The 22,575-nt window shown below is 73.2% G+C and carries 16 protein-coding genes; 6 read left to right on the top strand and 10 right to left on the bottom strand.

The genetic code is table 11. The annotated features are described in order from the left end of the window. Positions 1 to 58: 58 nt before the first annotated feature. A complete protein-coding gene (gene dusB, locus ACFV6E_RS15720; protein WP_385462051.1) occupies positions 59 to 1,213 on the top strand; it encodes a tRNA dihydrouridine synthase DusB in 1,155 nt (384 codons plus the stop codon). Between the two features lie 61 nt (positions 1,214 to 1,274). On the opposite strand, the gene ACFV6E_RS15715 is transcribed toward dusB, so the two are convergent. From ACFV6E_RS15715 to ACFV6E_RS15705, 3 genes are all read right to left on the bottom strand, one after another. After that, a complete protein-coding gene (locus tag ACFV6E_RS15715) occupies positions 1,275 to 1,706 on the bottom strand; it encodes a spore-associated protein A (RefSeq protein ID WP_385159225.1) in 432 nt (143 codons plus the stop codon). Between the two features lie 155 nt (positions 1,707 to 1,861). After that, positions 1,862 to 3,799, bottom strand: coding sequence for a glycogen debranching N-terminal domain-containing protein (locus ACFV6E_RS15710; RefSeq protein WP_385159223.1), 1,938 nt, complete (start codon positions 3,797 to 3,799; stop codon positions 1,862 to 1,864). Further along, on the bottom strand, positions 3,796 to 5,310 hold the full coding sequence (locus ACFV6E_RS15705) for a hypothetical protein (protein ID WP_385462048.1): 1,515 nt from the start codon (positions 5,308 to 5,310) through the stop codon (positions 3,796 to 3,798). The genes ACFV6E_RS15710 and ACFV6E_RS15705 overlap by 4 nt, the downstream gene beginning before the upstream one ends. Positions 5,311 to 5,456: 146 nt before the next feature. On the opposite strand from ACFV6E_RS15705, the gene ACFV6E_RS15700 reads away from it, so the two are divergent. From ACFV6E_RS15700 to ACFV6E_RS15690, 3 genes are all read left to right on the top strand, one after another. Further along, positions 5,457 to 6,668, top strand: a complete 1,212-nt coding sequence (locus ACFV6E_RS15700) for an ROK family protein (protein WP_385159219.1) — start codon at positions 5,457 to 5,459, stop codon at positions 6,666 to 6,668. A gap of 441 nt (positions 6,669 to 7,109) precedes the next feature. Beyond that, the gene (gene ppdK / locus ACFV6E_RS15695) at positions 7,110 to 9,851 is read left to right on the top strand and encodes a pyruvate, phosphate dikinase (RefSeq protein ID WP_385159217.1); all 2,742 of its coding nucleotides are present in this window, start codon (positions 7,110 to 7,112) and stop codon (positions 9,849 to 9,851) included. 229 nt (positions 9,852 to 10,080) lie between these two features. Further along, on the top strand, positions 10,081 to 11,022 hold the full coding sequence (locus ACFV6E_RS15690; protein WP_385159215.1) for an oxidoreductase: 942 nt from the start codon (positions 10,081 to 10,083) through the stop codon (positions 11,020 to 11,022). Positions 11,023 to 11,056: 34 nt separating this feature from the next. On the opposite strand, the gene nirD is transcribed toward ACFV6E_RS15690, so the two are convergent. The 3 genes from nirD to ACFV6E_RS15675 are packed head-to-tail and all read right to left on the bottom strand — an operon-like array spanning position 11,057 to position 15,320. Beyond that, on the bottom strand, positions 11,057 to 11,437 hold the full coding sequence (nirD, locus tag ACFV6E_RS15685) for a nitrite reductase small subunit NirD (protein ID WP_385462045.1): 381 nt from the start codon (positions 11,435 to 11,437) through the stop codon (positions 11,057 to 11,059). After that, positions 11,434 to 14,076 carry a nitrite reductase large subunit NirB gene (nirB, locus tag ACFV6E_RS15680; protein ID WP_385462043.1) on the bottom strand — a complete coding sequence of 881 codons (2,643 nt, stop codon included), beginning with the start codon at positions 14,074 to 14,076 and terminating at the stop codon, positions 11,434 to 11,436. Before nirB ends, nirD begins: the two co-directional genes overlap by 4 nt. After that, positions 14,076 to 15,320, bottom strand: a complete 1,245-nt coding sequence (locus tag ACFV6E_RS15675; protein ID WP_385462040.1) for an NAD(P)/FAD-dependent oxidoreductase — start codon at positions 15,318 to 15,320, stop codon at positions 14,076 to 14,078. Before ACFV6E_RS15675 ends, nirB begins: the two co-directional genes overlap by 1 nt. Before the next feature lie 139 nt (positions 15,321 to 15,459). Between ACFV6E_RS15675 and ACFV6E_RS15670 the strand changes: the two genes are divergently transcribed. Further along, positions 15,460 to 16,242: a sulfite exporter TauE/SafE family protein gene (locus ACFV6E_RS15670; RefSeq protein WP_385159207.1), complete on the top strand. Its 783-nt coding sequence runs from the start codon at positions 15,460 to 15,462 to the stop codon at positions 16,240 to 16,242. 19 nt (positions 16,243 to 16,261) lie between these two features. Here ACFV6E_RS15670 and ACFV6E_RS15665 read toward each other — a convergent pair whose 3' ends face one another. Both ACFV6E_RS15665 and ACFV6E_RS15660 read right to left on the bottom strand, forming a co-directional pair. After that, entirely contained in the window at positions 16,262 to 16,894 is a 633-nt protein-coding gene (locus tag ACFV6E_RS15665; protein ID WP_385159205.1) for a class F sortase, read from the bottom strand. Between the two features lie 133 nt (positions 16,895 to 17,027). After that, complete coding sequence (locus tag ACFV6E_RS15660) at positions 17,028 to 17,570, bottom strand: hypothetical protein (RefSeq protein ID WP_385462037.1); 543 nt, start codon at positions 17,568 to 17,570, stop codon at positions 17,028 to 17,030. A gap of 331 nt (positions 17,571 to 17,901) precedes the next feature. Here ACFV6E_RS15660 and ACFV6E_RS15655 point away from each other — a divergent pair, with 331 nt between their 5' ends. Continuing rightward, entirely contained in the window at positions 17,902 to 18,519 is a 618-nt protein-coding gene (locus tag ACFV6E_RS15655) for an NADPH-dependent FMN reductase (RefSeq protein ID WP_385462035.1), read from the top strand. A gap of 60 nt (positions 18,520 to 18,579) precedes the next feature. On the opposite strand, the gene ACFV6E_RS15650 is transcribed toward ACFV6E_RS15655, so the two are convergent. Both ACFV6E_RS15650 and ACFV6E_RS15645 read right to left on the bottom strand, forming a co-directional pair. Continuing rightward, positions 18,580 to 20,247 carry a M4 family metallopeptidase gene (locus tag ACFV6E_RS15650; RefSeq protein WP_385462032.1) on the bottom strand — a complete coding sequence of 556 codons (1,668 nt, stop codon included), beginning with the start codon at positions 20,245 to 20,247 and terminating at the stop codon, positions 18,580 to 18,582. A gap of 131 nt (positions 20,248 to 20,378) precedes the next feature. Further along, the gene (locus ACFV6E_RS15645) at positions 20,379 to 22,550 is read right to left on the bottom strand and encodes a molybdopterin oxidoreductase family protein (RefSeq protein WP_385462030.1); all 2,172 of its coding nucleotides are present in this window, start codon (positions 22,548 to 22,550) and stop codon (positions 20,379 to 20,381) included. Positions 22,551 to 22,575: the final 25 nt, after the last annotated feature.

Here is a 22,575-nt window from a genome sequence, read left to right as displayed (position 1 = left end):
CCCCGGGCTCCGCCCGCCTCGCGTACGAGCACCCGCCGCCGTACGCGACAATGGAGAAATGTCCGCGCCCACCCTCGCCCCCGCGTCCCCGCTGTCGATCGGCCCCCACGTGGTGCAGCCGCCCGTGGTCCTCGCGCCCATGGCCGGGATCACCAACGCGCCCTTCCGCACCCTCTGCCGGGAGTTCTCCGGCGGCAAGGGCCTCTTCGTCAGCGAGATGATCACGACCCGGGCGCTGGTCGAGCGCAACGAGAAGACCATGCAGCTCATTCGCTTCGACGCGAGCGAGCGGCCGCGCTCGATCCAGCTCTACGGCGTGGACCCGGTCACCGTCGGCAAGGCCGTCCGCATGATCGCGGAGGAGGACCTCGCCGACCACATCGACCTGAATTTCGGCTGCCCCGTCCCCAAGGTCACGCGCAAGGGCGGCGGCTCCGCCCTGCCGTACAAGCGCAACCTGCTCCGCGCCATCCTGCGCGAGGCCGTCGGCGGCGCCGGGGACCTGCCCGTCACCATGAAGATGCGCATCGGCATCGACGACGACCACATCACCTACCTCGACGCCGGGCGGATCGCCGTCGAGGAGGGCGTGACGGCCATCGCGCTGCACGGCCGCACGGCCGCCCAGCACTACGGCGGCACCGCCGACTGGGACGCCATCGCCCGCCTCAAGGAGCACGTGCCGGAGATCCCGGTCCTCGGCAACGGCGACATCTGGTCGGCGGAGGACGCGCTGCGGATGGTGCGCGAGACCGGCTGCGACGGAGTGGTCGTGGGCCGCGGCTGCCTGGGCCGCCCGTGGCTCTTCGCCGACCTGGTCGCCGCCTTCGAGGGGCGTACGGACGAATTCGCGCGGCCGGCGCTGCGCGAGGTCGCCGCCGTCATGGTGCGCCATGCCACGCTGCTCGGCGAGTGGCTCGGCGACGAGGCGCGCGGCGTCATCGACTTCCGCAAGCACGTCGCCTGGTACCTCAAGGGCTTCGCGGTCGGCTCCGAGATGCGCAAGCGGCTCGCGATCACCTCGTCCCTGGCCGAGCTGGCAGCGGGCCTCGCCGAACTGGACCAGGACCAGCCCTGGCCGGCCGGCGCCGACGGCCCCCGCGGCCGCACCTCCGGCAACAACCGGGTGGTCCTGCCGGACGGCTGGCTGAAGGACCCCTACGACTGCGCGGGCGTCGGTGAGGACGCGGAACTGGACACGTCCGGCGGCTGAGCCTTTCCTGCTGCGAGCCCGCCGCCGGACGCGCGGAGCATCGAGCCTGTCCCGCAGGCTCTCAGCCGCAGTGCCCGTGCCCGCTGCCCAGCGCCCCGTCGATCGAGCCGAGCCAGAGGATGCACTCGCCGCGCGCGTCCAGGTACACCGGACCCGCGTACGTCGTGTACACGTCGTTGTCCATGACGTACGGGGCGCCGCGGCCCGCGTCGATGCCCAGGGTGATGGCCATCCGCACCGGCTCGCCGGGCGCGTTGCGGACGGTGACCGCGCAGTTCTTGCCGGTCGACTTGTTGTAGGTGACGTAGACCGTGCCCTTGTCCTCGACCGGCGTGGAGTCGATGACGGTGTAGCCGGTGCCGCAGACGCCGTTGTACTCGGCCTGGGCGGCGGCGACGGGCGCCGCGGAGGCCGGTCCGGCGACGGCGACGGCTCCGCCGAGCGCGGCGGCGGTCAGGACGGCGGCCGTGGTGAGACGACGCGAAGACTTCATGGTGTTCCCCCGTGATTGCGGTCAACTGGTGTGCGCACAGCGGTGTTTGCCGTGCACACGAGATGAGACCCGTCGCCCCCGGGGGAAGTTGTGGCCCCTTTCGTCACTGTTCTGTCACCACGCACCGGCCGCGCACCGCACGTGCGGCAGCCGGATCAGGCGCCGCCCACCGCCGTCAGCAGCGCCAGCGGGGCCGCCGCCGAGCGGGACTCGCGGACGCACGCGTGCGGGTACGGCACCGGCTCCGCGTACAGCCCGCGGCCGTAGCCCGCGATCACCTCGGGCAGCCGGTGCCCGGTCGTCGCCGCCGCGTCGACCAGCGCGTGCGCGACCGTACGGGCCTCGTCGTGCAGCCCGTAGCGGGAGAGCCCGAGGGTGATCAGCGCGTTGTCGTGCGGCCAGACCGAACCGCGGTGGTACGAGAGCGGGTGGTAGGCGGGCTGCCCGGCGGCCAGCGTGCGCACGCCCCAGCCGGAGAAGAAGTCGGGTTCGAGCAGCCGGCGGCCGACCAGTTCCCCGTACTCCTTGTCCAGCAGCCCGGACCAGAGCAGATGGCCCGCGTCCGAGGCCAGGGCGTCGACATGGCGGCCGTCGCCGTCCAGGGCGAGGGCGGGGAAGGAGTGCTCGGCCATCCAGAAGTCCCGCTGGAACCGGTCGCGCAGATCGCCCGCCGCCTGCTCCAGGAGGGCCGCGTACACCTCGTCGTCCCAGACGGTGCGGGACAGGTGGGCGGTGCGGCGCAGCGCGTCGTACGCGTAGCCCTGCGCGCCCGCCGCCATCACCGGCCCGGTGGGGCGGCTGCCGTCGGCGGAGCAGATCGCGCCGGGGGAGTCCTTCCAGTTCTGGTTGGCGAGCCCGCCCTCGTCGGCGCGGTAGACGAGGTAGCCGCGCGAGGTCAGACCGCCGTGGTCGAGCATCCAGCCGACCGCGGCCCTGGCGTGCGGCTGGAGACGGCGGGCCAGGCCCGGGTCGCCGGTGTGCTCCGTGTACGCGCCGAGCAGCACCAGGAACAGCGGGGTGGCGTCCACCGAGCCGTAATAGCGCCCGAACGGCACCTGCCCGAAGTGCGCCAGCTCGCCGTGGCGCACCTCGTGCACGATCTTGCCGGGCTGGGCGACCGGGCCCGTGCCGGTCTCCGTCGCCTGCGTCGCGGCGAGCGCGGCCAGCGTCGCGGCGGCCGGCTCGGGCCGGTAGGGGAGCGCGAACAGCGAGGTGAGCAGGGCGTCGCGGCCGAGAAGGGTCAGGAACCAGGGGACGCCGGCCGCCGGGACCCGCAGTTCCTCACCGTCCGGGCCGTACGCCGGGACCTGGAGCGCCGCCAGGTCCGCTAGGCCGCGCGCGCAGGCCGCCGCCAGCTCGGGCCAGCCGGTCGGGAAGGGCACGCCCTCGGCGAACTCGGCCTCGACCGCGCCCAGTTGCTCGCGGGCGGCGGTGGGGGTGAGCGGTACCGCGGGCTCCGCGGCCGTGCCGTGCGGGCGGGCGGTGACCCGCAGCGCCAGCTCCGCCGTGCCGTGCGGGTCCAGCTCCAGCGTCCAGACGAGCCGGCGGGCGCCCGTGCCCGTCTCCTCCACGCCGTCCGGGGCGGGCTCGGAGGTGACCCTCGTACAGGACCGCCATTCGCCGCGCTGGTAGCCGAACTCCACGCCGTCGTCGAGGGCTTCGCGCGAGCGCACCGCGCCGGTCTTGGCGTAGGTGCGGTAGTCCGAGCGCAGTTCGAACTGGTCGGTGAAGTCGGCGTCCGCCGTCACCGCGACGCGCACCGTCAGCGGTGTCGGACGGTTGCTGACGACCCGCACCGACTCCACGAACGCGCCTTCTGCGACGGCCTGTTCGCGCAGCAGCGTGAAGGCAGGCGGCTCCTGCCGGCCGCCGCGCGGTACGAGCACGCAGCGCGCGGTGTCGCCGTCGGCGACCGGGGTGAGCACCTCGGGCACCGCGCCGTCGACCGTGAGCTGCCAGCGGCTGAGATGGCGCGCGTCCCGGACGAACAGGCCGTCGGGCGCGCTGCCGCCGCGCACCCCGCTGATGTCCCCTCCGTCCCCCACGGCGGCGAACGTGCCGCCGCGCACGAGCAGATGATGCCGCTCCGTCATGCCCGGACCCCTCCCATTACCGTCTCGTTCTCCTCGGACGCGCCGGACGTGCCGGTCGTCGCCGGGTACGCGGACCCGCCCGGTCCGCAGGGTTCGTGCAGCAGGTCCAGGGTCAGCGCGGCCGTCCAGCCGAAGCCGGCCGCACCGCAGCCCGCCCCGGTGCACGGGTCCACGTACTCGGCGAACTCCGACTCGCCCGCCGTGGTGAGCAGCGCGGCCCGCAGCCGGTCCGCCCGGGCCCGTTCGCCGTGCAGCCGCAGCCCGCGCTCGATCAGCCAGTTGGTGTTGAACCAGGCGGGCCCGCGCCAGTAGCGGTGCGGGTCGAAGGCCTCGCCGGTGAGGTCGTAGCTGGGGACGAGCCGGGTTCTCGCGCCCAGGCCGAAGTGCGGGCCGTGCACGGTGCGCACCAGGGCGGTGACGACCTCGTGCGGCAGGCCGGGCAGCACGAGCGGCAGCAGGCCCGTCACGCCGCGCTCGGGGATCGGGCCCGTGTGCACGTCGCGGCAGAGGAACATGCCGAGCGCCGGGTCCCACAGCCGCTCCACCAGGGCGGCCGTGAGCCGTTCGGCGCGGGCGTGCCGGGCGGTGCCGGTGGCGCCCAGCTCGCGGGCGATCCGGGCCAGGGCGTGTTCGGAGGCGATCAGCAGGGCGTTGAACGCCGGGTCCTCGACGGCGAACCCGCCGGGCCCGTCCGCGTATCCGCCGTCCCGGTAGTCGGCGGCGAGCCGCACGTACCGCCCGTAGTCCAGGTCCGTCGGCCGGTCCTCGGCGGCCGAGTGGTCGAGGTCGGCCCGGCGGAAGGAGCGGGGCGGGGCGGGCGCGACCCGGCTCAGCGGCGCGTCCCAGCAGGGGCTGTTGTCCATGCCCTGCTCCCAGGGGTGGATCACCGAGACGAGCCCGCCGCCGCCGTGGTCCCGGCGGTGCAGGAGGTAACGGTGCCAGGCCGCGAGCCGCGGGTAGACCCGGGTGAGGAAACCGCGGGTCCGTGACAGGACCGGGTCGGCGCAGTGCACCAGCCAGGCGGCGAGCGCGTGCACCGGCGGCTGCACGATGCCGGACGTCTGCACGGTGCGCGGGGCTCCGGCGGCGCGGCCCGCGGTGGACGAGCGCCAGAAGTCCGGGCTCGGGAAGTACGCGTCCAGCGGGACGGCGGGGTTGAAGACGATGTGCGGGATCCGTCCGTCGGCCCACTGGGCGGCGAGCAGCGTCTCCAGCTCCGACTGAGCGCGCAGCGGCGACAGATGACGCAGGCCGATCGCGATGAACGCGGAGTCCCACGACCACTGGTGCGGATACAGGCCCTGGGAGGGCACGGTGGACGACCCGGTCCAGTTGCCATCGAGGACCCGGGCCGCCCTGACACGCAGGGAACCGACGGGGTCGGCCGGGTCGTATACGGAGTACCCGGGCGGTCCCGCCTCGGTGGGGCCCGCCCCCGGAGGCGGGCCCGAGGTCCGTACGGGCGTGCTGATGTCCGTGCGATGGACGGTGAGCTGGGTTGTGCGGTCCACTCAGGTCTCCCCGAAGACGTCCAGCCGGGCCGGTTCGGCAGTTGCTACCGCGAGGTTACGTCTAGGCAACACGCAAAACCCAATATGTAAGGCAGAGTTGGTGAACGCAAGAGGGTGTGTGCGACCGAGAGGGCGAGGGGAACGCCATGAGGGCCGGTAACCAGGCAAGCGCCGGAGATCTGCTCGAACTGGTGCGCAGTGGCCGGGCGACCACGCGCGGCGCGCTCCAGCAGGCCACCGGCCTGTCCCGGGCCACCGTCGGCCAGCGCCTCGACCGGCTGTTCCGGGCCGGCTGGCTGCGCGAGGGCGCCGGCGGCCCGGTGGACTCGCCGCTGGGCGGCCGGCCCTCCATCACCCTGGAGTTCGACGACGCGCACGCCGTCGTCCTCGCCGCGGACCTGGACACCCGGCACGCGCGCGCGGCCGTCCTCACCCTGACCGGCGAGATCCTGGCCGAGCACACGGGGGTCCTCGTCATCGAGGAGGGCCCGGAGAAGGTACTGGGCGAACTGGCGCGCCGCTTCGCCGAGTTGCTGGCCGCGGCGGGCCAGGAGGCCGGCGCGGTCTGCGGCATCGGGCTCGCCGTGCCGGGCCCTGTGGACAGCGAGACCGGCCGGGTGGTGCAGCCGCCGATCATGCCGGGCTGGGACGGCTACGACATAAGAGGCCGCCTCGCCCGCGCCTTCGCCGAGCACACCGGGAGCGACGTCGAACCCCGGCTGCCGGTCCTGGTCGACAACGACGCCAACCTGATGGCGTACGGGGAACAGCGCACCGCCTACCCGGACTGCTCCGCCTTCGCGCTGGTCAAGGTCTCCACCGGAATAGGCGCCGGCGTCGTGGTCGGCGGTTCGGTCTACCGGGGCATCGACGGCGGCGCCGGGGACATCGGGCACATCCGGGTCCCGGCGGGCGCCGAGGCGCTGTGCCGGTGCGGCTCCTACGGCTGTCTCGCCGCCGTGGCGAGCGGCGGCGCGGTGGCCCGGCGGCTGACCGCGGCCGGGGTGCCCGCCGCCTCCGGCTCCGACGTCCGCGCGCTGCTGACGGCGGGCCACCCGGAGGCGGTCGCCCTCGCCCGCGAGGCGGGGCGGCACGTCGGCGACGTCCTGGCGACCGTGGTGACGCTGCTGAATCCGGGCGTTCTGATGATCGCCGGGGATTTGGCCGGAACCCCGTTCCTCACGGGCGTGCGGGAGCTGCTGTACCAGCGGGCGCTGCCGCGTTCCACCGCGCACCTGGAGGTGGTGACCTCGCGGCTGGGGGAGCGGGCCGGGCTGATCGGGGCGGGCGCGCTGGTCGTGGAGCACCTGTACGCGCCCCGGCGGGCCGAGGAACGGCTCGCTGCGCTCGGGGTGTGACGGCCCGCCCCGCGCCGCCGCGTCCCGGCCGTATGACGTCCGCGTGTCGTGACCGCGTCGCGGTCCGCATGGTGATATCCGGCCCGCCTCGCGGCGTGATTCTCGCCACCCCTGATAGGGGTGGTGCTCAGATGAGCGGATCTTGCCCGGCTGCACTTCCCTAAGGGGTGGCACTCAGTGCCACCCTCTCGTTGTTCACCGACTGAACTCAAGCGTAGGTAACGGTGCTCATGTGAGCGTTCAAGCAGGTCTACGGGTGTTGATTCATTCAACAAGTGAAAACATCCGGTCCTCGGCGCTTGCCAAGGCTTGACTTTCGATGTGCTGGCGGACGATCGGTTACGGGCACATGACACGCAAGTAGACGTACCCAGGCGCCTTCGATCTGGGTATGTTCCTCGCCGTCAGGGCAGCCACCGCGACGTCGAGGAGTCGAGAGTCGTGTCGGAAAACAAAGATCCTCTTGTAGCCGGAGACGGCGTCGAATCCGCGAAGTTCGTTTATGACTTCACGGAGGGCAACAAGGACCTCAAGGACCTCCTCGGGGGCAAGGGCGCGAACCTCGCCGAGATGACCAACCTGGGGCTTCCCGTCCCGCCCGGCTTCACCATCACCACCGAGGCGTGCAAGACCTACCTCGGCAGCGGCGAGGAGCCGGCGGCACTGCGTGACGAGGTGAGTGCGCACCTCGACGCCCTCGAGAAGAAGATGGGCAAAAAGCTCGGACAGGCCGACGACCCCCTCCTCGTGTCGGTCCGTTCCGGGGCGAAGTTCTCCATGCCCGGCATGATGGACACCGTCCTGAACATCGGTCTCTCCGACAAATCGGTGCAGGGCCTCGCCAAGCAGGCCGGTGACGACCGCTTCGCCTGGGACTCCTACCGCCGGCTCATCCAGATGTTCGGCAAGACGGTCCTCGGCGTCGACGGCGACCTCTTCGAGGACGCGCTGGAGGCGGCGAAGGCGGCGAAGAAGGTCGCGGTCGACACCGACCTGGAGGCCGCCGACCTCAAGAAGCTCGTCACCAAGTTCAAGAAGATCGTCAAGACCGAGGCCGGCCGGGACTTCCCGCAGGACCCGCGCGAGCAGATGGACCTCGCCATCCACGCGGTCTTCGACTCCTGGAACACCGACCGCGCCAAGCTCTACCGCCGCCAGGAACGCATCCCGCACGACCTCGGCACGGCCGTCAACGTCTGCTCGATGGTCTTCGGCAACCTCGGCCCCGACTCCGGCACCGGCGTCGCCTTCACCCGCGACCCCGCCTCGGGCCACCAGGGCGTCTACGGCGACTACCTCCAGAACGCGCAGGGCGAGGACGTCGTCGCGGGCATCCGCAACACCGTCCCGCTCGCCGATCTTGAGCAGATCGACAAGAAGTCGTACGACCAGCTCATGCAGATCATGGAGACCCTGGAGAACCACTACAAGGATCTCTGCGACATCGAGTTCACCATCGAGCGCGGGCAGCTCTGGATGCTCCAGACCCGCGTCGGCAAGCGGACGGCCGGTGCCGCCTTCCGCATCGCCACCCAGCTCGTGGACCAGGGCCTGATCGACGAGGCAGAGGCGCTCCAGCGCGTCACCGGCGCCCAGCTCGCCCAGCTCATGTTCCCCCGCTTCGACGAGCAGGCGAAGGCCGAGCAGCTCGGCCGGGGCATCGCCGCCTCGCCGGGCGCGGCCGTCGGCAAGGCCGTCTTCGACTCGTACACCGCCATCAAGTGGTCGCGCTCCGGCGAGAAGGTCATCCTGATCCGCCGCGAGACCAACCCCGACGACCTCGACGGCATGATCGCGGCGGAGGGCATCCTCACCTCCCGCGGCGGCAAGACCTCGCACGCCGCCGTGGTGGCGCGCGGCATGGGCAAGACGTGCGTCTGCGGCGCCGAGGAGTTGGAGGTCGACACCAAGAAGCGGTGTCTGTCCGCGCCGGGCGGCATCGTGGTGGAGGAGGGCGACACCGTCTCCATCGACGGCTCCACCGGCAAGGTGTACCTCGGCGAGGTGCCCGTCGTGCCCTCCCCGGTCGTGGAGTACTTCGAGGGCCGGATGCACGCGGGCGCCGACGACGCCGACGAGCTGGTCGAGGCGGTCCACCGGATCATGGCCTTCGCCGACCGCAAGCGCCGGCTGCGGGTGCGCGCCAACGCCGACAACGCCGAGGACGCGCTGCGCGCCCGCCGCTTCGGCGCCCAGGGCATCGGCCTGTGCCGCACCGAGCACATGTTCCTCGGCGACCGGCGCGAACTGGTCGAGCGGCTGATCCTGGCGGACACCGACGCCGAGCGCGAGAAGTCCCTCAAGCAGCTCCTGCCGCTCCAGAAGCAGGACTTCGTGGAACTCTTCGAGGCGATGGACGGGCTCCCCGTCACCATCCGCCTCCTCGACCCGCCGCTGCACGAGTTCCTGCCCGACATCACCGAGCTGTCGGTCCGCGTCGCCCTCGCCGAGTCCCGCAAGGACCCGCACGAGAACGACCTGCGGCTGCTCCAGGCGGTGCACCGGCTGCACGAGCAGAACCCGATGCTGGGCCTGCGCGGCGTCCGCCTGGGCCTGGTCATCCCCGGCCTGTTCACCATGCAGGTACGGGCCATCGCGGAGGCCGCCGCCGAGCGGAAGGCGCACAAGGCCGACCCGCGCGCCGAGATCATGATCCCGCTCGTCGGCACGGTGCAGGAGCTGGAGATCGTCCGCGAGGAGGCCGACCAGGTCATCGCCGAGGTCCAGGAGGCCACCGGCACGGACCTGAAGCTGGCCATCGGCACCATGATCGAGCTGCCCCGCGCCGCGCTGACGGCTGGTCAGATCGCGGAGGCCGCCGAGTTCTTCTCGTTCGGCACCAACGACCTCACGCAGACGGTCTGGGGCTTCTCCCGCGACGACGTGGAGGCCAGCTTCTTCACCGCCTACCTGGAGAAGGGCATCTTCGGCGTCTCGCCGTTCGAGACGATCGACAAGGACGGCGTCGGCTCCCTGGTGCAGGCCGCCGCCAAGGCGGGCCGCGAGACCCGCCCCGGGCTCAAGCTCGGCGTCTGCGGCGAGCACGGCGGCGACCCGGAGTCGGTGCACTTCTTCCACGAGGTCGGCCTCGACTACGTCTCCTGCTCCCCGTTCCGCATCCCGGTCGCCCGCCTCGAAGCGGGCCGCGCGGCCTCCCGCTCCACGGGCAGCGACCACCGCTAGCCCCGCACCACCTCCGGGACCGCCGCCCGCCACCTCACGACCCTCAACCGGCCCGGCGGCGGCCCCGGTGCACCGAAGGAGGGCGGCACCCCTGTGCGGGGGGTGCCGCCCTCCCTGGCGTCCGCGCCGGTTCCGTACGGCGGATCCGTGCCGGTTTCGGACGGCGGCACCGGCCCGGGTACGGCGTACGGTGAAGCACGGCCGACGCCGAGAGGGCAGGGGTGGCGACATGACCGGCTGGAACGCGAGTGACATCCCGGACCTGAGCGGACGCACCGCCGTCGTCACCGGGGCCAACAGCGGGATCGGCTACATCGCCGCACGCGAGCTGGCGCGCAAGGGGGCCCGGACCGTGCTCGCCTGCCGCAGCGAGCGGCGCGGGACCGAAGCCCGCGACCGGCTGGCGGCCGAAGTGCCGGGCGCGGACGCGGAGTTCCTGTCCCTGGACCTCGGGGACCTGGACTCCGTAGAGCGGTTCGCCGCCGCCTGCCACAAGGAGTACGACCGCCTCGATCTGCTGCTCAACAACGCCGGGGTCATGGCACTGCCCTTCGGGCGCACCGCCGACGGCTTCGAGACGCAGTTCGGCGTCAACCACCTCGGGCACTTCGCGCTCACCGGGCGCCTGCTCCCCCTGCTGCGCGCCGCCCCGGACGCCCGGGTGGTGACCGTGTCGAGCTTCATGCACCTCCTGGCCAACATCGACCCGCGCGACCTCAACAGCGAGCACCACCGCTACCGGCGCTGGCTCGCCTACTCCCGGTCGAAGACCGCCAACCTGCTGTTCACGCACGAACTGGCGCGCCGGCTCGGCGCGGCGGGCTCGAACGTCGTGGCCGCCGCCGCGCACCCCGGGTACGCCACCACCAACCTCCAGACCGCCGGGCCGCGGATGGAGGGCCGCCGGGGCGTCGAGCGCTTCATGGAGACCGGCAACCGGTTCTTCGGACAGAGCGCCGAGACGGGCGCGCTGCCCCTGCTGTACGCGGCCACCGCGCCCGGCGTACGGCCCGACTCGTTCACCGGACCGAGGTTCGCCATGTGGCGCGGCGCCCCGGCGAGGTCCTGGCGGGCGCCGTGGACCCTGGACGACGCCGCGGGCGAGCGGCTGTGGGCCGCCTCCGAACGGCTGACGGACGTGACGTACGACGTGCCGGCGGCCAAGTCCTGAGCGCCCCGCCGGGCCGCGCCCGCGGTCGGGCCGGCTACGCGGCCCGCACCTCGTACACCGTCACCGCGACCTCCGGATCGTCCAGGCACCGCCCCGACTCCAGGTCGAAGCGCTGCTTGAGCAGCGGCGAGGCGACGTACGGGCGGCCCTGGTGGGTGCCGGTCAGGCCGCGGGAGAGGACGGCGGCGCCGCTGAACGGGTCGCGGTTGTCGACGGCGTACGTGTGTCCCGCCCGGTCGCGGAAGAGCGCGGCCTGGCGGCCGTCGGGCAGCAGCGCGGCCACGCCGCGGCCCGGCGTCAGCAGGGACAGGTCGCAGACGGTCAGCCAGCCGTCGGCCAGCAGCAGCTGCACCTTGAGGTCCGTGGCAGTGCCTTCAGTGCTTCCGGTAGCTGTGGTCTCCGGGGCGATCGTCATCGTTGGGCGCTTCCTTCCAGGTCCAGGGCTTGCAGGGGCCGCGTGCCGATGGACAGCAGCGGCAGGTCGGGCTTGATCTGGTCGCGCTCGGGGACGAAGCCGACGACCGGGTCGGGGGTGTCGGGCGCGTTCACGAAGGAGACGAACCGGGCCAGCTTCTCCGGGTCGTTGATGGTCTCGGCCCACTCGTCGCGGTAGGCGTCCACGTGCGCGGCCATCAGGGACTCCAGCTCCTCGCAGATGCCGAGGGAGTCCTCCACCACCACGTCCCGTACGTGGTCCAGGCCGCCGGGGATCCGCTCCAGCCAGACACTCGTCCGCTCCAGACGGTCGGCGGTGCGGATGTAGAACATCAGGAACCGGTCGATCAGGCGGATCAGCTCGGCGTCCGACAGATCCTGGGCGAGCAGGTCCGCGTGGCGCGGGGTGGCGCCGCCGTTGCCGCCCACGTACAGGTTCCAGCCGTTGGCCGTGGCGATGACGCCGAAGTCCTTCGACTGGGCCTCGGCGCACTCGCGGGCGCAGCCGGAGACCGCCGACTTCAGCTTGTGCGGGGACCTGAGCCCCCGGTAGCGCAGCTCCAGGTCGATCGCCATGCGGACGGAGTCCTGGACGCCGTAGCGGCACCAGGTCTGTCCGACGCAGGACTTCACCGTGCGCAGCGACTTGCCGTACGCGTGCCCCGACTCGAAGCCCGCGTCGACCAACCGGGCCCAGATCAGCGGTAGTTGCTCGACCCGCGCGCCGAACATGTCGATGCGCTGGCCGCCCGTGATCTTCGTGTAGAGGCCGAAGTCCCGGGCCACCTCGCCGATGACGATCAGCTTCTCCGGGGTGATCTCGCCGCCGGGGATGCGCGGCACGATCGAGTAGGAGCCGTTCTTCTGGAGGTTGGCGAGGAAGTGGTCGTTGGTCTCCTGGAGCGCGGCCTGCTCGCCGTCCAGGACGTAGCCGCTGGCGCCGATGGCCGGTGCGAGGGAGGCGATGACCGAGGCCACGGCGGGCTTGCAGACGTCGCAGCCGTCGCCGCCGCGGGCGTCCTCGCGGCCGTACCGGTCGAGCAGGTCCTGGTACGTGGTGACGCGCAGGGCGAGGACGATCTCGTACAGCTCCTCGCGGGTCTGGGCGAAGCAGCCGCACAGGCCCTTGTCGACCTCGACGCCGCTCGCCTCCAGTTCGGTGGTGACGAGCTGGCCGAGCACCTTGACGCAACTGCCGCAGCCGGTACCGGCCTTGGTGCACTTCTTGACCTCGGGCACGGTGGTGCAGGAGTGCTCCGTGACCGCGCCGCGGATCGTGCCCTTGGTGACGTTGTGGCAGGAGCAGACGACCGCGTCGTCGGGGAGGGCGGAGGGGCCGAGCTGGGCGGGGGCGCCCGCGCCCGCGGGCAGCACCAGGGACTCCGGCGCGACCGGCGGGACGGAACCGGTGAAGGCCCGCAGTGTCCCGTACGCCTCCGCGTCGCCGACCAGGATGCCGCCGAGCAGGGTGCCGTCGCGGCCGATGACCAGCTTCTTGTACAGGCCCGCGCGGGAGTCGGAGTAGACCACGTCGAGGCAGTCCTCGGCGGTGCCGTGCGCGTCGCCGAAGGACGCCACGTCCACGCCGAGCAGCTTGAGCTTGGTGGACACGTCCGCGCCCGTGAAGGCCGCTTCGTCCGACGCGATCGTCGCGGCCGCGGTCTCCGCCTGCTCGTAACCGGGCGCCACCAGGCCGTACACCCGGCCGTCGGCGGCCAGCGCGCACTCGCCGATGGCGAACACGTGCGGGTCGGCGACCGTACGGCACTGCTCGTCGACGCTGATGCCGCCGCGCTCGCCGACGGTGAGGCCGCAGTCCCGGGCGAGCTGGTCGCGGGGCCGGACACCGGCGCTGAACACCACCAGGTCGGTGGCGAGTTCGCTGCCGTCGGAGAGCTTCATGCCGGTGACCGCGCCGTCCTCACCGGCCACAATCTCCTGCGTGCCCACGCCCGTGTGCACCGAAAGGCCCATGTCCTCGATGGTGCGCAGCAGCGCGGCGCCGCCGCCCTCGTCCACCTGGACGGGCATCAGCCGGGGCGCGAACTCCACGATGTGCGAGGTGAGGCCGAGCCCCTTGAGCGCGCCGGCCGCCTCAAGGCCGAGCAGCCCGCCGCCGACCACGGCGCCGGTCGTCGCCCGCGTCTTCGCGTACGCCTCGATCGCGAGCAGGTCCTCGATCGTGCGGTAGACGAAGCAGCCCTCGGCGTCCTTGCCCGGGACCGGCGGCACGAACGGGTAGGAGCCGGTGGCCAGGACGAGCGTGTCGTAGCCGACGACCAGACCGGAGCGTGCGGTCACCGTCCGGGCCGCGCGGTCGACGCTCTCCGCCGGATCGCCGACGTACAGCTCGATCCCGTGCGTATCGATGAACCGGGCGTCCGTCAGGGAGAGTTCCTCAGGAGTCGTCCCCGAGAAATAGGACGTGAGCTGGACCCGGTCGTACGCCGGGCGGGGCTCCTCGCACAGGACGACCACGCGGTGCGTGGCGGTCAGACCGCGCTCGGCGAGCGCTTCGAGGAAGCGCTGGCCGACCATGCCGTGCCCGACGAGCACGATCGTGGGCCGGTCGGCCGCGGGGCGGCCGTTCGTGGGGATGGCCCCCGGGGTGGCTGTCATCAGGAGCCTCCGTCGTTGGTGAGCAGGTGCAGCAGCGGGGCGCCGGCGGCGGGGAGCGGTTCGGCTCCCTCCCAGGCGCGGGCGAGCGCGCCGACCGTGCCGAGCTCACCGACGAGCACGCCGCCGACCAGCCGGTCACCGCGGACGACGACCTTGCGGTACGTGCCACGGGTGGCGTCGGCGAGCTGGACGACGTCGTCGCCGGGGAGCGGGTCGGGGTCGCCGAAGGCGGCGAGGTCGAAGGGGGCGGGACCGGCGGGGGCGTCACTGGTAAGGGCCTGGCCGGTGAGGGTCAGGCGGGTCAGGGCGCGGGTGCCGGTGTAGCGGGCGCGGGTGTCGCCCGCGAGCAGGCCGGCGAGCGCGTCGGCCTGGTCGAGGGCGGGCGCGGCCAGGCCGTACACCGTGCCCGCGTGCTGGGCGCAGTCGCCGATCGCCCGGACGTGCGGGTCACAGGTGCGCAGCTCGTCGTCGACGAGCACGCCCTTGCCGACGTCGAGCCCGGCGTCCACCGCCAGACCCGTACGGGGGCGTACTCCGCAGGCCAGGACGACGAGATCGGCGTCGAGCGCGTAGCCGTCGGCCAGCTCCACCGCGCGGACCGCGCCGCCCGCGCAGCGCACGTCCCGCACCCGGCACTCGGTATGTACCTCGACGCCGAGGTCCGTGAGGTGCCGGTGCACGAGCCGGGAGGCGGCCGGGTCGAGCTGGCGCTCCATGAGCCGCTCGGCCTGCTGGGCCAGGACGACCTGCGCACCGCGCGCCGCGAGCGCCCGCGCGGCGGACACCCCGAGCAGCCCGCCGCCGATGACGACGGCACGGACGCCGGGCCGTACGGACTTCGACAGGCCGAGGCAGTCGTCCATGGTGCGGAAGGCGTGCACACCCTCGGGCAGCACGTGGTCAGGCGTGAACAGCCCGCGCAGCGAAGGCAGTACGGGGTTGGAGCCGGTCGCCAGGACCAGCGTGCCGTACGCGATCGCCGAGCCGTCCGCGCAGCGCACGGTGCGGGCGGCGCGGTCGATGCCGGTGACCCGGGCCCGGACCAGCTCGCCCGCCGCCGGCAGCGCGGCGACCTCGGGCCCGTACCGCCCGGCCAGCACCTCGGCGAGCAGCACCCGGTTGTAGGGCCGGTGCTCCTCCTCGCCGATGAGCAGCGCGGGCACGCCCAGCTCGCCGAGCCGCTGGGCGAGCCGCACGCCCGCGAGCCCGGCGCCGATCACCACCACACGCTGCTTCGAGGTCATGCCCCGAGCCTGCGGGGCGGGTGTTACCCGGCCGCATCACGACTGTTTCCCGGGGGGAACGCTGCCCTCAGCGGGGGAGGGCGCGGCGTGTGAGGGCCCGGACGGGGTGCGGCCGTGCGCAGCCGTTAGGGTCGCGATCATGCCCGACATATCGCTGACCACGGTCGTTCTCCTGTGTCTGGCCGCCCTGGTGGCCGGCTGGATCGACGCCGTGGTGGGCGGTGGGGGACTGCTTCTGCTGCCCGCGCTGCTGCTCGGTCTGCCGGCCGGTACGCCCGCCGCGTACGCGCTCGGCACCAACAAGGCGGTGGCGATCGTCGGCACCTCGGGCGCCGCGGTGACGTACGCCCGCAAGGCGCCCGTCGACGTGAAGCTCGCCGTACGGATCGGGCTCGCGGCGCTCGCCGGGTCGACGGCGGGCGCGTCCGTCGCGGCCGGGATGAGCACCGCCGTGCTCAAGCCGGTCGTCATGGTGGTCCTGCTCGCCGTCGGCACCTTCGTGATCCTCAGGCCCGCCTTCGGCACGGCGCCCACGCCCGGACCCGTCTCCGCGCGCCGCGTCCTCGCCGCGATCGGGCTCGCGGGCCTCGGCATCGGCTTCTACGACGGCCTGATCGGCCCCGGCACCGGCACGTTCCTCGTGCTCGCGCTCACCGCGCTGCTCCACCTCGACCTGGTGACCGCCTCCGCCACCGCGAAGATCGTCAACTGCTGCACCAACGCGGGCGCCCTCGCCACCTTCGCCTGGCAGGGCACGGTGCACTGGCGCCTGGCGGGCCTGATGGCCGTTTTCAACCTGCTGGGCGGCACGGTCGGCGCGCACACCGCGCTCAAGAAGGGCAGCGGTTTCGTCCGGGTGGTCCTGCTGACGGTCGTCTTCGCGCTGGTCGCGAACCTGGCGTACGAGCAGTGGCTGGCGTGACCGGTAGACCCTCGCGGTCTCAGCGGCTGCCGGTCAGGTGGGCGAAGACGACGACGTTGCCCTGGTATCCGGTCGCCTCGGAGTAGCCGCCGCCGCAGGTGATGACGCGCAGCTCGGGGCGGCGGGCGGGGCCGTAGACCTTCTTGTCGGGGAAGGCGCGGGTGTCGTACATCTCGACCGCGTCCACGGAGAAGACGGCGACCGTGCCGTCCCGGCGCTCGACCTCGACGGGACTGCCCTTCTCCAGGGCGCCCAGGTCGTAGAAGACGGCCGGGCCCTCGGTGTTGTCGACGTGCCCGGCGACGATCGCGGTGCCCCGCTCACCGGGGGTGGTGCCGGCCTCGTACCAGCCGGCGAGGTTCTTCCGCCGGGCGGGCGGTACGTCCAGGCTGCCCTGCGGGGTGAGGCCGAGGCCCATGAGCGGGGCGTCCACCTTGATCGCGGGGACGCGGATGCGGTCGGGCGGGGAGGGCGGCAGTGCGGGCGCCGCGGGTGCGGCGGACACGGCGGAGTGGCTGCCGCCGGGGGCGGCGGCCTGGGCGGCCGAGGGCTGCGGCGGCGGGTGCGGCTCGGCGCCGCGCAGCAGCCAGGCGCCCGAGCACAGGGCGAGCAGGGTGACGGACGCTATGGAGATGTTGGTCGGCCTGCGCACATGAGCCTCCTGGCGGGCTGACGGACAGCGACAGCGGTCGGTGGGTCCGCCACCCCCTCCGGGCCGCGAGGGGCGGCGGACCCGGAGGGGGAGGGGACGGCGGTACCGGCGGACGGACAGCGGAGGGTGTCCGTCAGATCCCGTCGCCTCTCGCCCGGCGATGCAGGAGCCAGGTACCGCCCGCGGCGGCGACGGCCAGTGCCGCCACACCCGCCGCGGTCTGCACGGGGTCGGGGCCGAGCGCGCCGCCGACCCCCGTCTTCACACTTCCTCGCGGGGGCACCTGCGCCTCGGTGACCGCCAGCGCGACCTTCAGGTCACCGGTCACGCGCCGGCCGCCGGAACACTTCACGACCAGCTCGTACGTCCCCGGCTGGGCGCCCGGCGGCACCCGGAACCGGCCGACCGACTCCCGCTCGTGACTGCTGGGCGCGAGGGCGAACCGGTCCGCGCCCACCGCGCTGGCGTCGCCGTCGGCCGTACCGTCCCGGCCGCAGGCCGCCGTGTTCACCGTGACCCGGCCGCCCGGCTCGGCGGTGGACGGATACACCTCCAGTACGCCGGAGTCGCCGGTATCTCCGCTGTCCCCGCCGTCTGCGCCGTACGCGGGCGCGGCGGCGAGCCCCGCGGCGGCGACGGCGAGCGCGGTACCGGTCAGCAGGCGGGGTGTGCGCATGCGCATCGATGCTCCCTCGAGAGGGCACGGCCCGCGGCACCCCCGGTGCCGCTGCGTCGGTCGCGCCCTTGCCCTACCGAGGTAAGTGGCACTCGGCCGCGCCCGCTCGCCGAGGAGACGCCGGATGCACGGGGTACGGGTGCCGGGCGGGGGGCGTCAGGGTCCGGCTCCCGGTACGTTCCAGCAGGTCACCGCCGTGCCGCCGAACCATTCCCCCGGGGTTGCGGGAAGGCCCGGGGCGGCGGGTGTGAACGGGTGACGGACCCGGCGCCGCGGCTCCCCACCCCTCCCACTTGACCTCAACATTGCTTGAGGTATGAGGCTGTGCCCCATGACTACCGAAGCCGTCACTTCTCCCGTCACCCCTCCCGCCGCGCCCCTCCGGGTGGCCGTGATCATCGGCAGCAACCGCGAGGGCCGGTTCGGCCCCGTGGTGGCCGGCTGGCTCCTCGACCGGCTGCGCGAACGTACGGACCTGGCCTTCGACGTGACCGACGCCGCCGAGATCCCGCTGCCGACCGCGCTCTCCCACTCGCCTGCCCCGGAGGTGGCCGCCGAACTGGCCAAGGTCACTCCCAGGCTGGCCGAAGCTGAAGCGTTCATCGTCCTCACCCCCGAGTACAACCACTCCTTCCCGGCCTCGCTCAAGGCGCTCATCGACTGGCACTACGGCGAGTGGCGCGCCAAGCCCGTCGCCTTCGTCTCGTACGGCGGCCTCGCGGGCGGCCTGCGCGCGGTCGAACAGCTCCGCCAGGTCTTCGCCGAACTCCACGCGGTCACGGTCCGCGACACGGTCTCCTTCCACAACGCGGGCGCGTCCTTCGACGAGGACGGACGACACCGGGACCCGTCCGGGGCGAACGCGGCGGCGAAGGCGATGCTGGAGCAGCTGGTGTGGTGGGGGCTGGCACTGCGGGAGGCGAAGTCGGCGCGGCCGTACGGGGGCTGAGACGGCCGTGGCCGCCCCGGATCCGGTCCGGGACGGCCACGGCACGACCGCTGTCGTGGCTCAGCCCACGGACACCGCGCTCCACGCCGCCGCCACCGCGTTGTATTCCGTGCTGCCGGACCCGTACAGGTCCTTCGCCGCGTTCAGCGTCGCGGTGCGGGCGCCCGCGTAGTTGGTCGAGGACGTCATGTAGACCGTCAGCGCCCGGTACCAGATCGCGCCGAGCTTGTCCTTGCCGATGCCCGTGACCGACGCCCCGTTGCAGGTGGTGCCGTTGTGCTGGACGCCGCCGATGACCTTGGCGCCGCTGCCCTCGGCGAGCAGGTACGCGAAGTGGTTGGCGACGCCGGACGAGTAGTGCACGTCCAGGTTGCCGACCGAGCTGCTCCAGCAGTCGGCGGAGCTGCCGTCCTTTGAGGGCTGGTCCATGTAGCGCAGGGCCGTCTTGCCGAAGCCGGAACGGACGATCTTCTCGCCGATCAGGTAGTCGCCCGGGTCGGAGGCGTTGGCGGCGTAGAACTCCACCAGCGTGCCGAAGATGTCGGAGGTCGCCTCGTTCAGCCCGCCGGGCTCGCCGGAGTACGTCAGCGCCGCCGTCTTCGACGTCACGCCGTGGGACATCTCGTGCCCGGCGACGTCGAGCGCGACGAGCGGCCCGAAGGTCGTCCCGTCACCGTCCCCGTACGTCATGCAGAAGCAACTGTCGTCCCAGAAGGCGTTGTTGTAGTTGTTGCCGTAGTGCACGCGGTTGTACGAGCCCTTGCCGTCCCCGGCGATGCCGTTGCGGCCGTGGACGTTCTTGTAGTAGTCCCAGGTCTCGTCCGTGCCGTACTGGGCGTCGACGGCGGCCGTCGAGCGGTCCGCCGTGGTTCCCGTACCCCAGTGGTTGTCGGCGTCCGTGAAGAGCGTCGCGGGCGCCCGGCTGAAGCAGATGCCGAGGATGCACAGGTCCGTCTTGTTCGCGGCGTCGCCCGTGTACGTGTTCCCGCGCGTCGGATCCTTGAGCTGGTACGTGGAGCCGGACTGCGTGGTCTCCAGCGGGACCGTGCCGCCGTAGAGCGAACTGCCGTCGCCCGACGCCGTCTCGATGGCGTCCCAGGCGTCGATCTGCTTGCCCGACCTCGCGTCCGTGAGCACCGTACGGGCGACGGGGTTGCCCAGCGAGTCCTGGCCGACGGCGTTGGTGCGCCAGGCCAGCTTCGGCGTCCCGTGCAGCGCGTCGACCACCAGCTCGGGCTTGGCGGTGACCTTCTTGAGGGTCTCGCCCGCGTTCGCGGCGCGCAGCGCGGCGGCGGCCAGGTCCGCGGCCTTCGGGCCGGAGAGGGACGGGGTGACGGTGGCGAGGGAGATGGCGCGGGTGGTGGCGCGGTCGGCGTCGCGGTAGTCGCCGTTCGGCGCCAGGTGGACCACGAAGTCGCCGCCCAGGACCGGGAGATCGCGGTACGTGCGGTCGTAGCGGACGTGCTGCTCGCCGTCGGCGTCCACGACCACGTCACGGACGGTGGTGTCCTGCGCGGAGGTCAGCCCGAGGCGGGCCGCCTCGTCGGCGAGGACGGCCGCGGCGTTGCCGATCGCGGTGGCCCGGGTGGGTCTGTCGGCGGCACCGGCGGCCGGGGTGAGCGCGGTGGCCAGCAGTCCGGCGGCGACCGCGGCGGTTCCGGCGGCGGCGAGACGGGACCGCCGGACGTGCCGTGCCGGTGTGCGTGCCGGTATGCGTATGCGACTCATCTGTCTCCTCGAAAGGGCGCCTTGAGGGGGCGCGTGGGGGGCGTACGCGCTGAGACTGACTCAGATTTAAGGGGTCATGACATGGCATGTCCATAGCGCGTACCGGTGTCCACCGGAGGGCCCCCCGGGGGTCAGCGCGTCGCGGGCGCCTCTCCGACCGTCTCCAGGCGGACGGCGCACGCCTTGAACTCCGGCATGCGCGAGGTGGGATCGAGCGCCGGATTGGTCAGCGTGTTGGCCCGGCCCTCGCCCGGCCAGTGGAAGGGCATGAAGACGGTGTCGGGCCGGATCGTGCTCGTGACGCGGGCCGGTGCGACGACCCGGCCCCGCCGCGAGACGACGGCCACGGTGTCCCCGTCGGCCGCGCCGAGGCGTTCCGCGAGCCGCGGGTGCATCTCCACGAACGGCCCCGGCGCGGCGGCGTTCAGCTCGGCCACCCGGCGCGTCTGCGCCCCCGACTGGTACTGCGCCACCACCCGCCCGGTGGTGAGCAGCACCGGATACTCGGCGTCCGGTTCCTCGGCCACCGCCCGGTGCGACACGGCCACGAACCGGGCCCGCCCGTCCTCGGTGGCGAAACGGTCGAGGAAGAGCCGGGGGGTGCCGGGGTGGGGGGTGGCGGGGGAGCCGGTGGGCGTGGCGGAGCCGGTCGGCTCGGCGGGCTCGGCACGGGTGTCCGCCGCGCCGGTCGTCGGGCAAGGCCAGAACACCCCCTCCCCCCGCGCCAGTCGCCCGTACGTGATCCCCGAGTAGTCGGCCGGGCCGCCCGCGCTCGCCCGGCGCAGCTCCTCGAAGACCTCCTCCGGGTCCGTCGGGAAGCCCTTCGCCGAACCGCTCTCCGCCCCCAGCCGGTCGGCGAGTCCGTGCAGCACCTCCAGGTCGCTGCGGACGCCCGGCGGCGGGGTGAGGGCGCGGCGGCGCAGCAGCACCCTGCCCTCCAGGTTCGTCGTCGTGCCGGTCTCCTCCGCCCACTGGGTCACCGGCAGCACCACGTCGGCCAGTCCGGCCGTCTCGGACAGCACGACGTCCGCGACCGCGAGGAAGTCCAGCGCGCGCAGCCGCTCCTCGACGTGCGCGGCGCGGGGCGCGGACACCACCGGGTTCGACCCCATCAGCAGCAGCGCGCGGATGTCCGTACCCAGGGCGTCGAGGAGTTCGTACGCGCTGCGGCCGGGGCCCGGCAGGGTGTCCGGGTCGACGCCCCACACCTCGGCGACGTGCCGCCTCGCCGCCGGGTCCGTCAGCTTGCGGTAGCCGGGCAACTGGTCCGCCTTCTGGCCGTGTTCGCGCCCGCCCTGCCCGTTGCCCTGCCCGGTCAGGCAGCCGTACCCGGACAGCGGGCGCCCGGCCCGCCCGGTCGCCAGGCACAGGTTGATCCACGCGCTGACCGTGTCCGTGCCCTTGGCCTGCTGCTCGGGCCCCCGGGCGGTCAGCACCATGGCGTTCGGCGGCGCGCAGAACAGCCGGACCGCCTCCCGGAGCAGCGGCACGGGCACGCCGGTGATCCGCTCCACGTACTCGGGCCAGTGCGCCATCGCCGCCGCCCGCGCCTCCTCCCAGCCGCTCGTCCGGGCGTCGATGAACGCGTCGTCCGTGCGGCCCTCGGCCACCACCAGGTGCAGCAGACCGAGCGCGAGCGCTAGGTCGGTGCCGGGGCGCGGGGCCAGGTGCAGATCGGCCTGCTCGGCGGTCCGGGTCCGGCGCGGGTCGATCACGATCAGCGTGCCGCCGTTCTCCTTCAGCTCGGTGAGGTAGCGCAGCGCGGGCGGCATGGTCTCGGCGAGGTTGGAGCCGACGAGGATCACGCAGCCGGTGCGCGGGATGTCCGCCAGCGGGAAGGGCAGCCCCCGGTCCAGGCCGAACGCCCTGATCCCGCCCGCCGCCGCCGACGACATGCAGAACCGCCCGTTGTAGTCGATCTGCGAGGTGCCGAGGACGACCCGGGCGAACTTCCCGAGCGCGTACGCCTTCTCGTTCGTCAGACCGCCCCCGCCGAACACCCCGCACGCGTCGGGCCCGTACCCGGCGCGCGCCTGCGACAGCCCCTCGGCGATCCGGTCCAGTGCCTCGTCCCAGCCGGCCGGTTCCAGGACGCCCGCCCGGCGCACCAGCGGCGACGTCAGCCGGACCCCGGGCGCGAGGAGCGCGGGCGCGGTCCGTCCCTTCCCGCACAGCGCGCCCCGGTTCACCGGGAAGTCCGCGCGCTCGGACACCTCGGCACCGCCGCCGGGCGCGGGCGTCAGGTTCATCCCGCACTGCAACGCGCAGTACGGGCAGTGCGTGGGCGTCGCGGAGGTCTGCATACCGGTCAGCGTGCGGCGGCCGTGT

The sequence above is a fragment of the Streptomyces sp. NPDC059785 genome, from assembly GCF_042732375.1.
Taxonomy (GTDB): domain Bacteria; phylum Actinomycetota; class Actinomycetes; order Streptomycetales; family Streptomycetaceae; genus Streptomyces.
Note: the sequence above shows the minus strand (reverse complement) of the source record. Positions and strands in the feature narration are given on the sequence as shown.

Bases quoted from the DNA above. Each gene is read 5' to 3' on its own strand.
- dusB (WP_385462051.1), top strand. From the start codon at position 59: ATGTCCGCGCCCACCCTCGCCCCCGCGTCCCCGCTGTCGATCGGCCCC.
- ACFV6E_RS15715 (WP_385159225.1), bottom strand. From the start codon at position 1,706: ATGAAGTCTTCGCGTCGTCTCACCACGGCCGCCGTCCTGACCGCCGCC.
- ACFV6E_RS15710 (WP_385159223.1), bottom strand. From the start codon at position 3,799: ATGACGGAGCGGCATCATCTGCTCGTGCGCGGCGGCACGTTCGCCGCC.
- ACFV6E_RS15700 (WP_385159219.1), top strand. From the start codon at position 5,457: ATGAGGGCCGGTAACCAGGCAAGCGCCGGAGATCTGCTCGAACTGGTG.
- ACFV6E_RS15690 (WP_385159215.1), top strand. From the start codon at position 10,081: ATGACCGGCTGGAACGCGAGTGACATCCCGGACCTGAGCGGACGCACC.
- nirD (WP_385462045.1), bottom strand. From the start codon at position 11,437: ATGACGATCGCCCCGGAGACCACAGCTACCGGAAGCACTGAAGGCACT.
- nirB (WP_385462043.1), bottom strand. From the start codon at position 14,076: ATGACAGCCACCCCGGGGGCCATCCCCACGAACGGCCGCCCCGCGGCC.
- ACFV6E_RS15675 (WP_385462040.1), bottom strand. From the start codon at position 15,320: ATGACCTCGAAGCAGCGTGTGGTGGTGATCGGCGCCGGGCTCGCGGGC.
- ACFV6E_RS15670 (WP_385159207.1), top strand. From the start codon at position 15,460: ATGCCCGACATATCGCTGACCACGGTCGTTCTCCTGTGTCTGGCCGCC.
- ACFV6E_RS15660 (WP_385462037.1), bottom strand. From the start codon at position 17,570: ATGCGCACACCCCGCCTGCTGACCGGTACCGCGCTCGCCGTCGCCGCC.
- ACFV6E_RS15655 (WP_385462035.1), top strand. From the start codon at position 17,902: ATGACTACCGAAGCCGTCACTTCTCCCGTCACCCCTCCCGCCGCGCCC.
- ACFV6E_RS15650 (WP_385462032.1), bottom strand. From the start codon at position 20,247: ATGAGTCGCATACGCATACCGGCACGCACACCGGCACGGCACGTCCGG.
- ACFV6E_RS15645 (WP_385462030.1), bottom strand. From the start codon at position 22,550: ATGCAGACCTCCGCGACGCCCACGCACTGCCCGTACTGCGCGTTGCAG.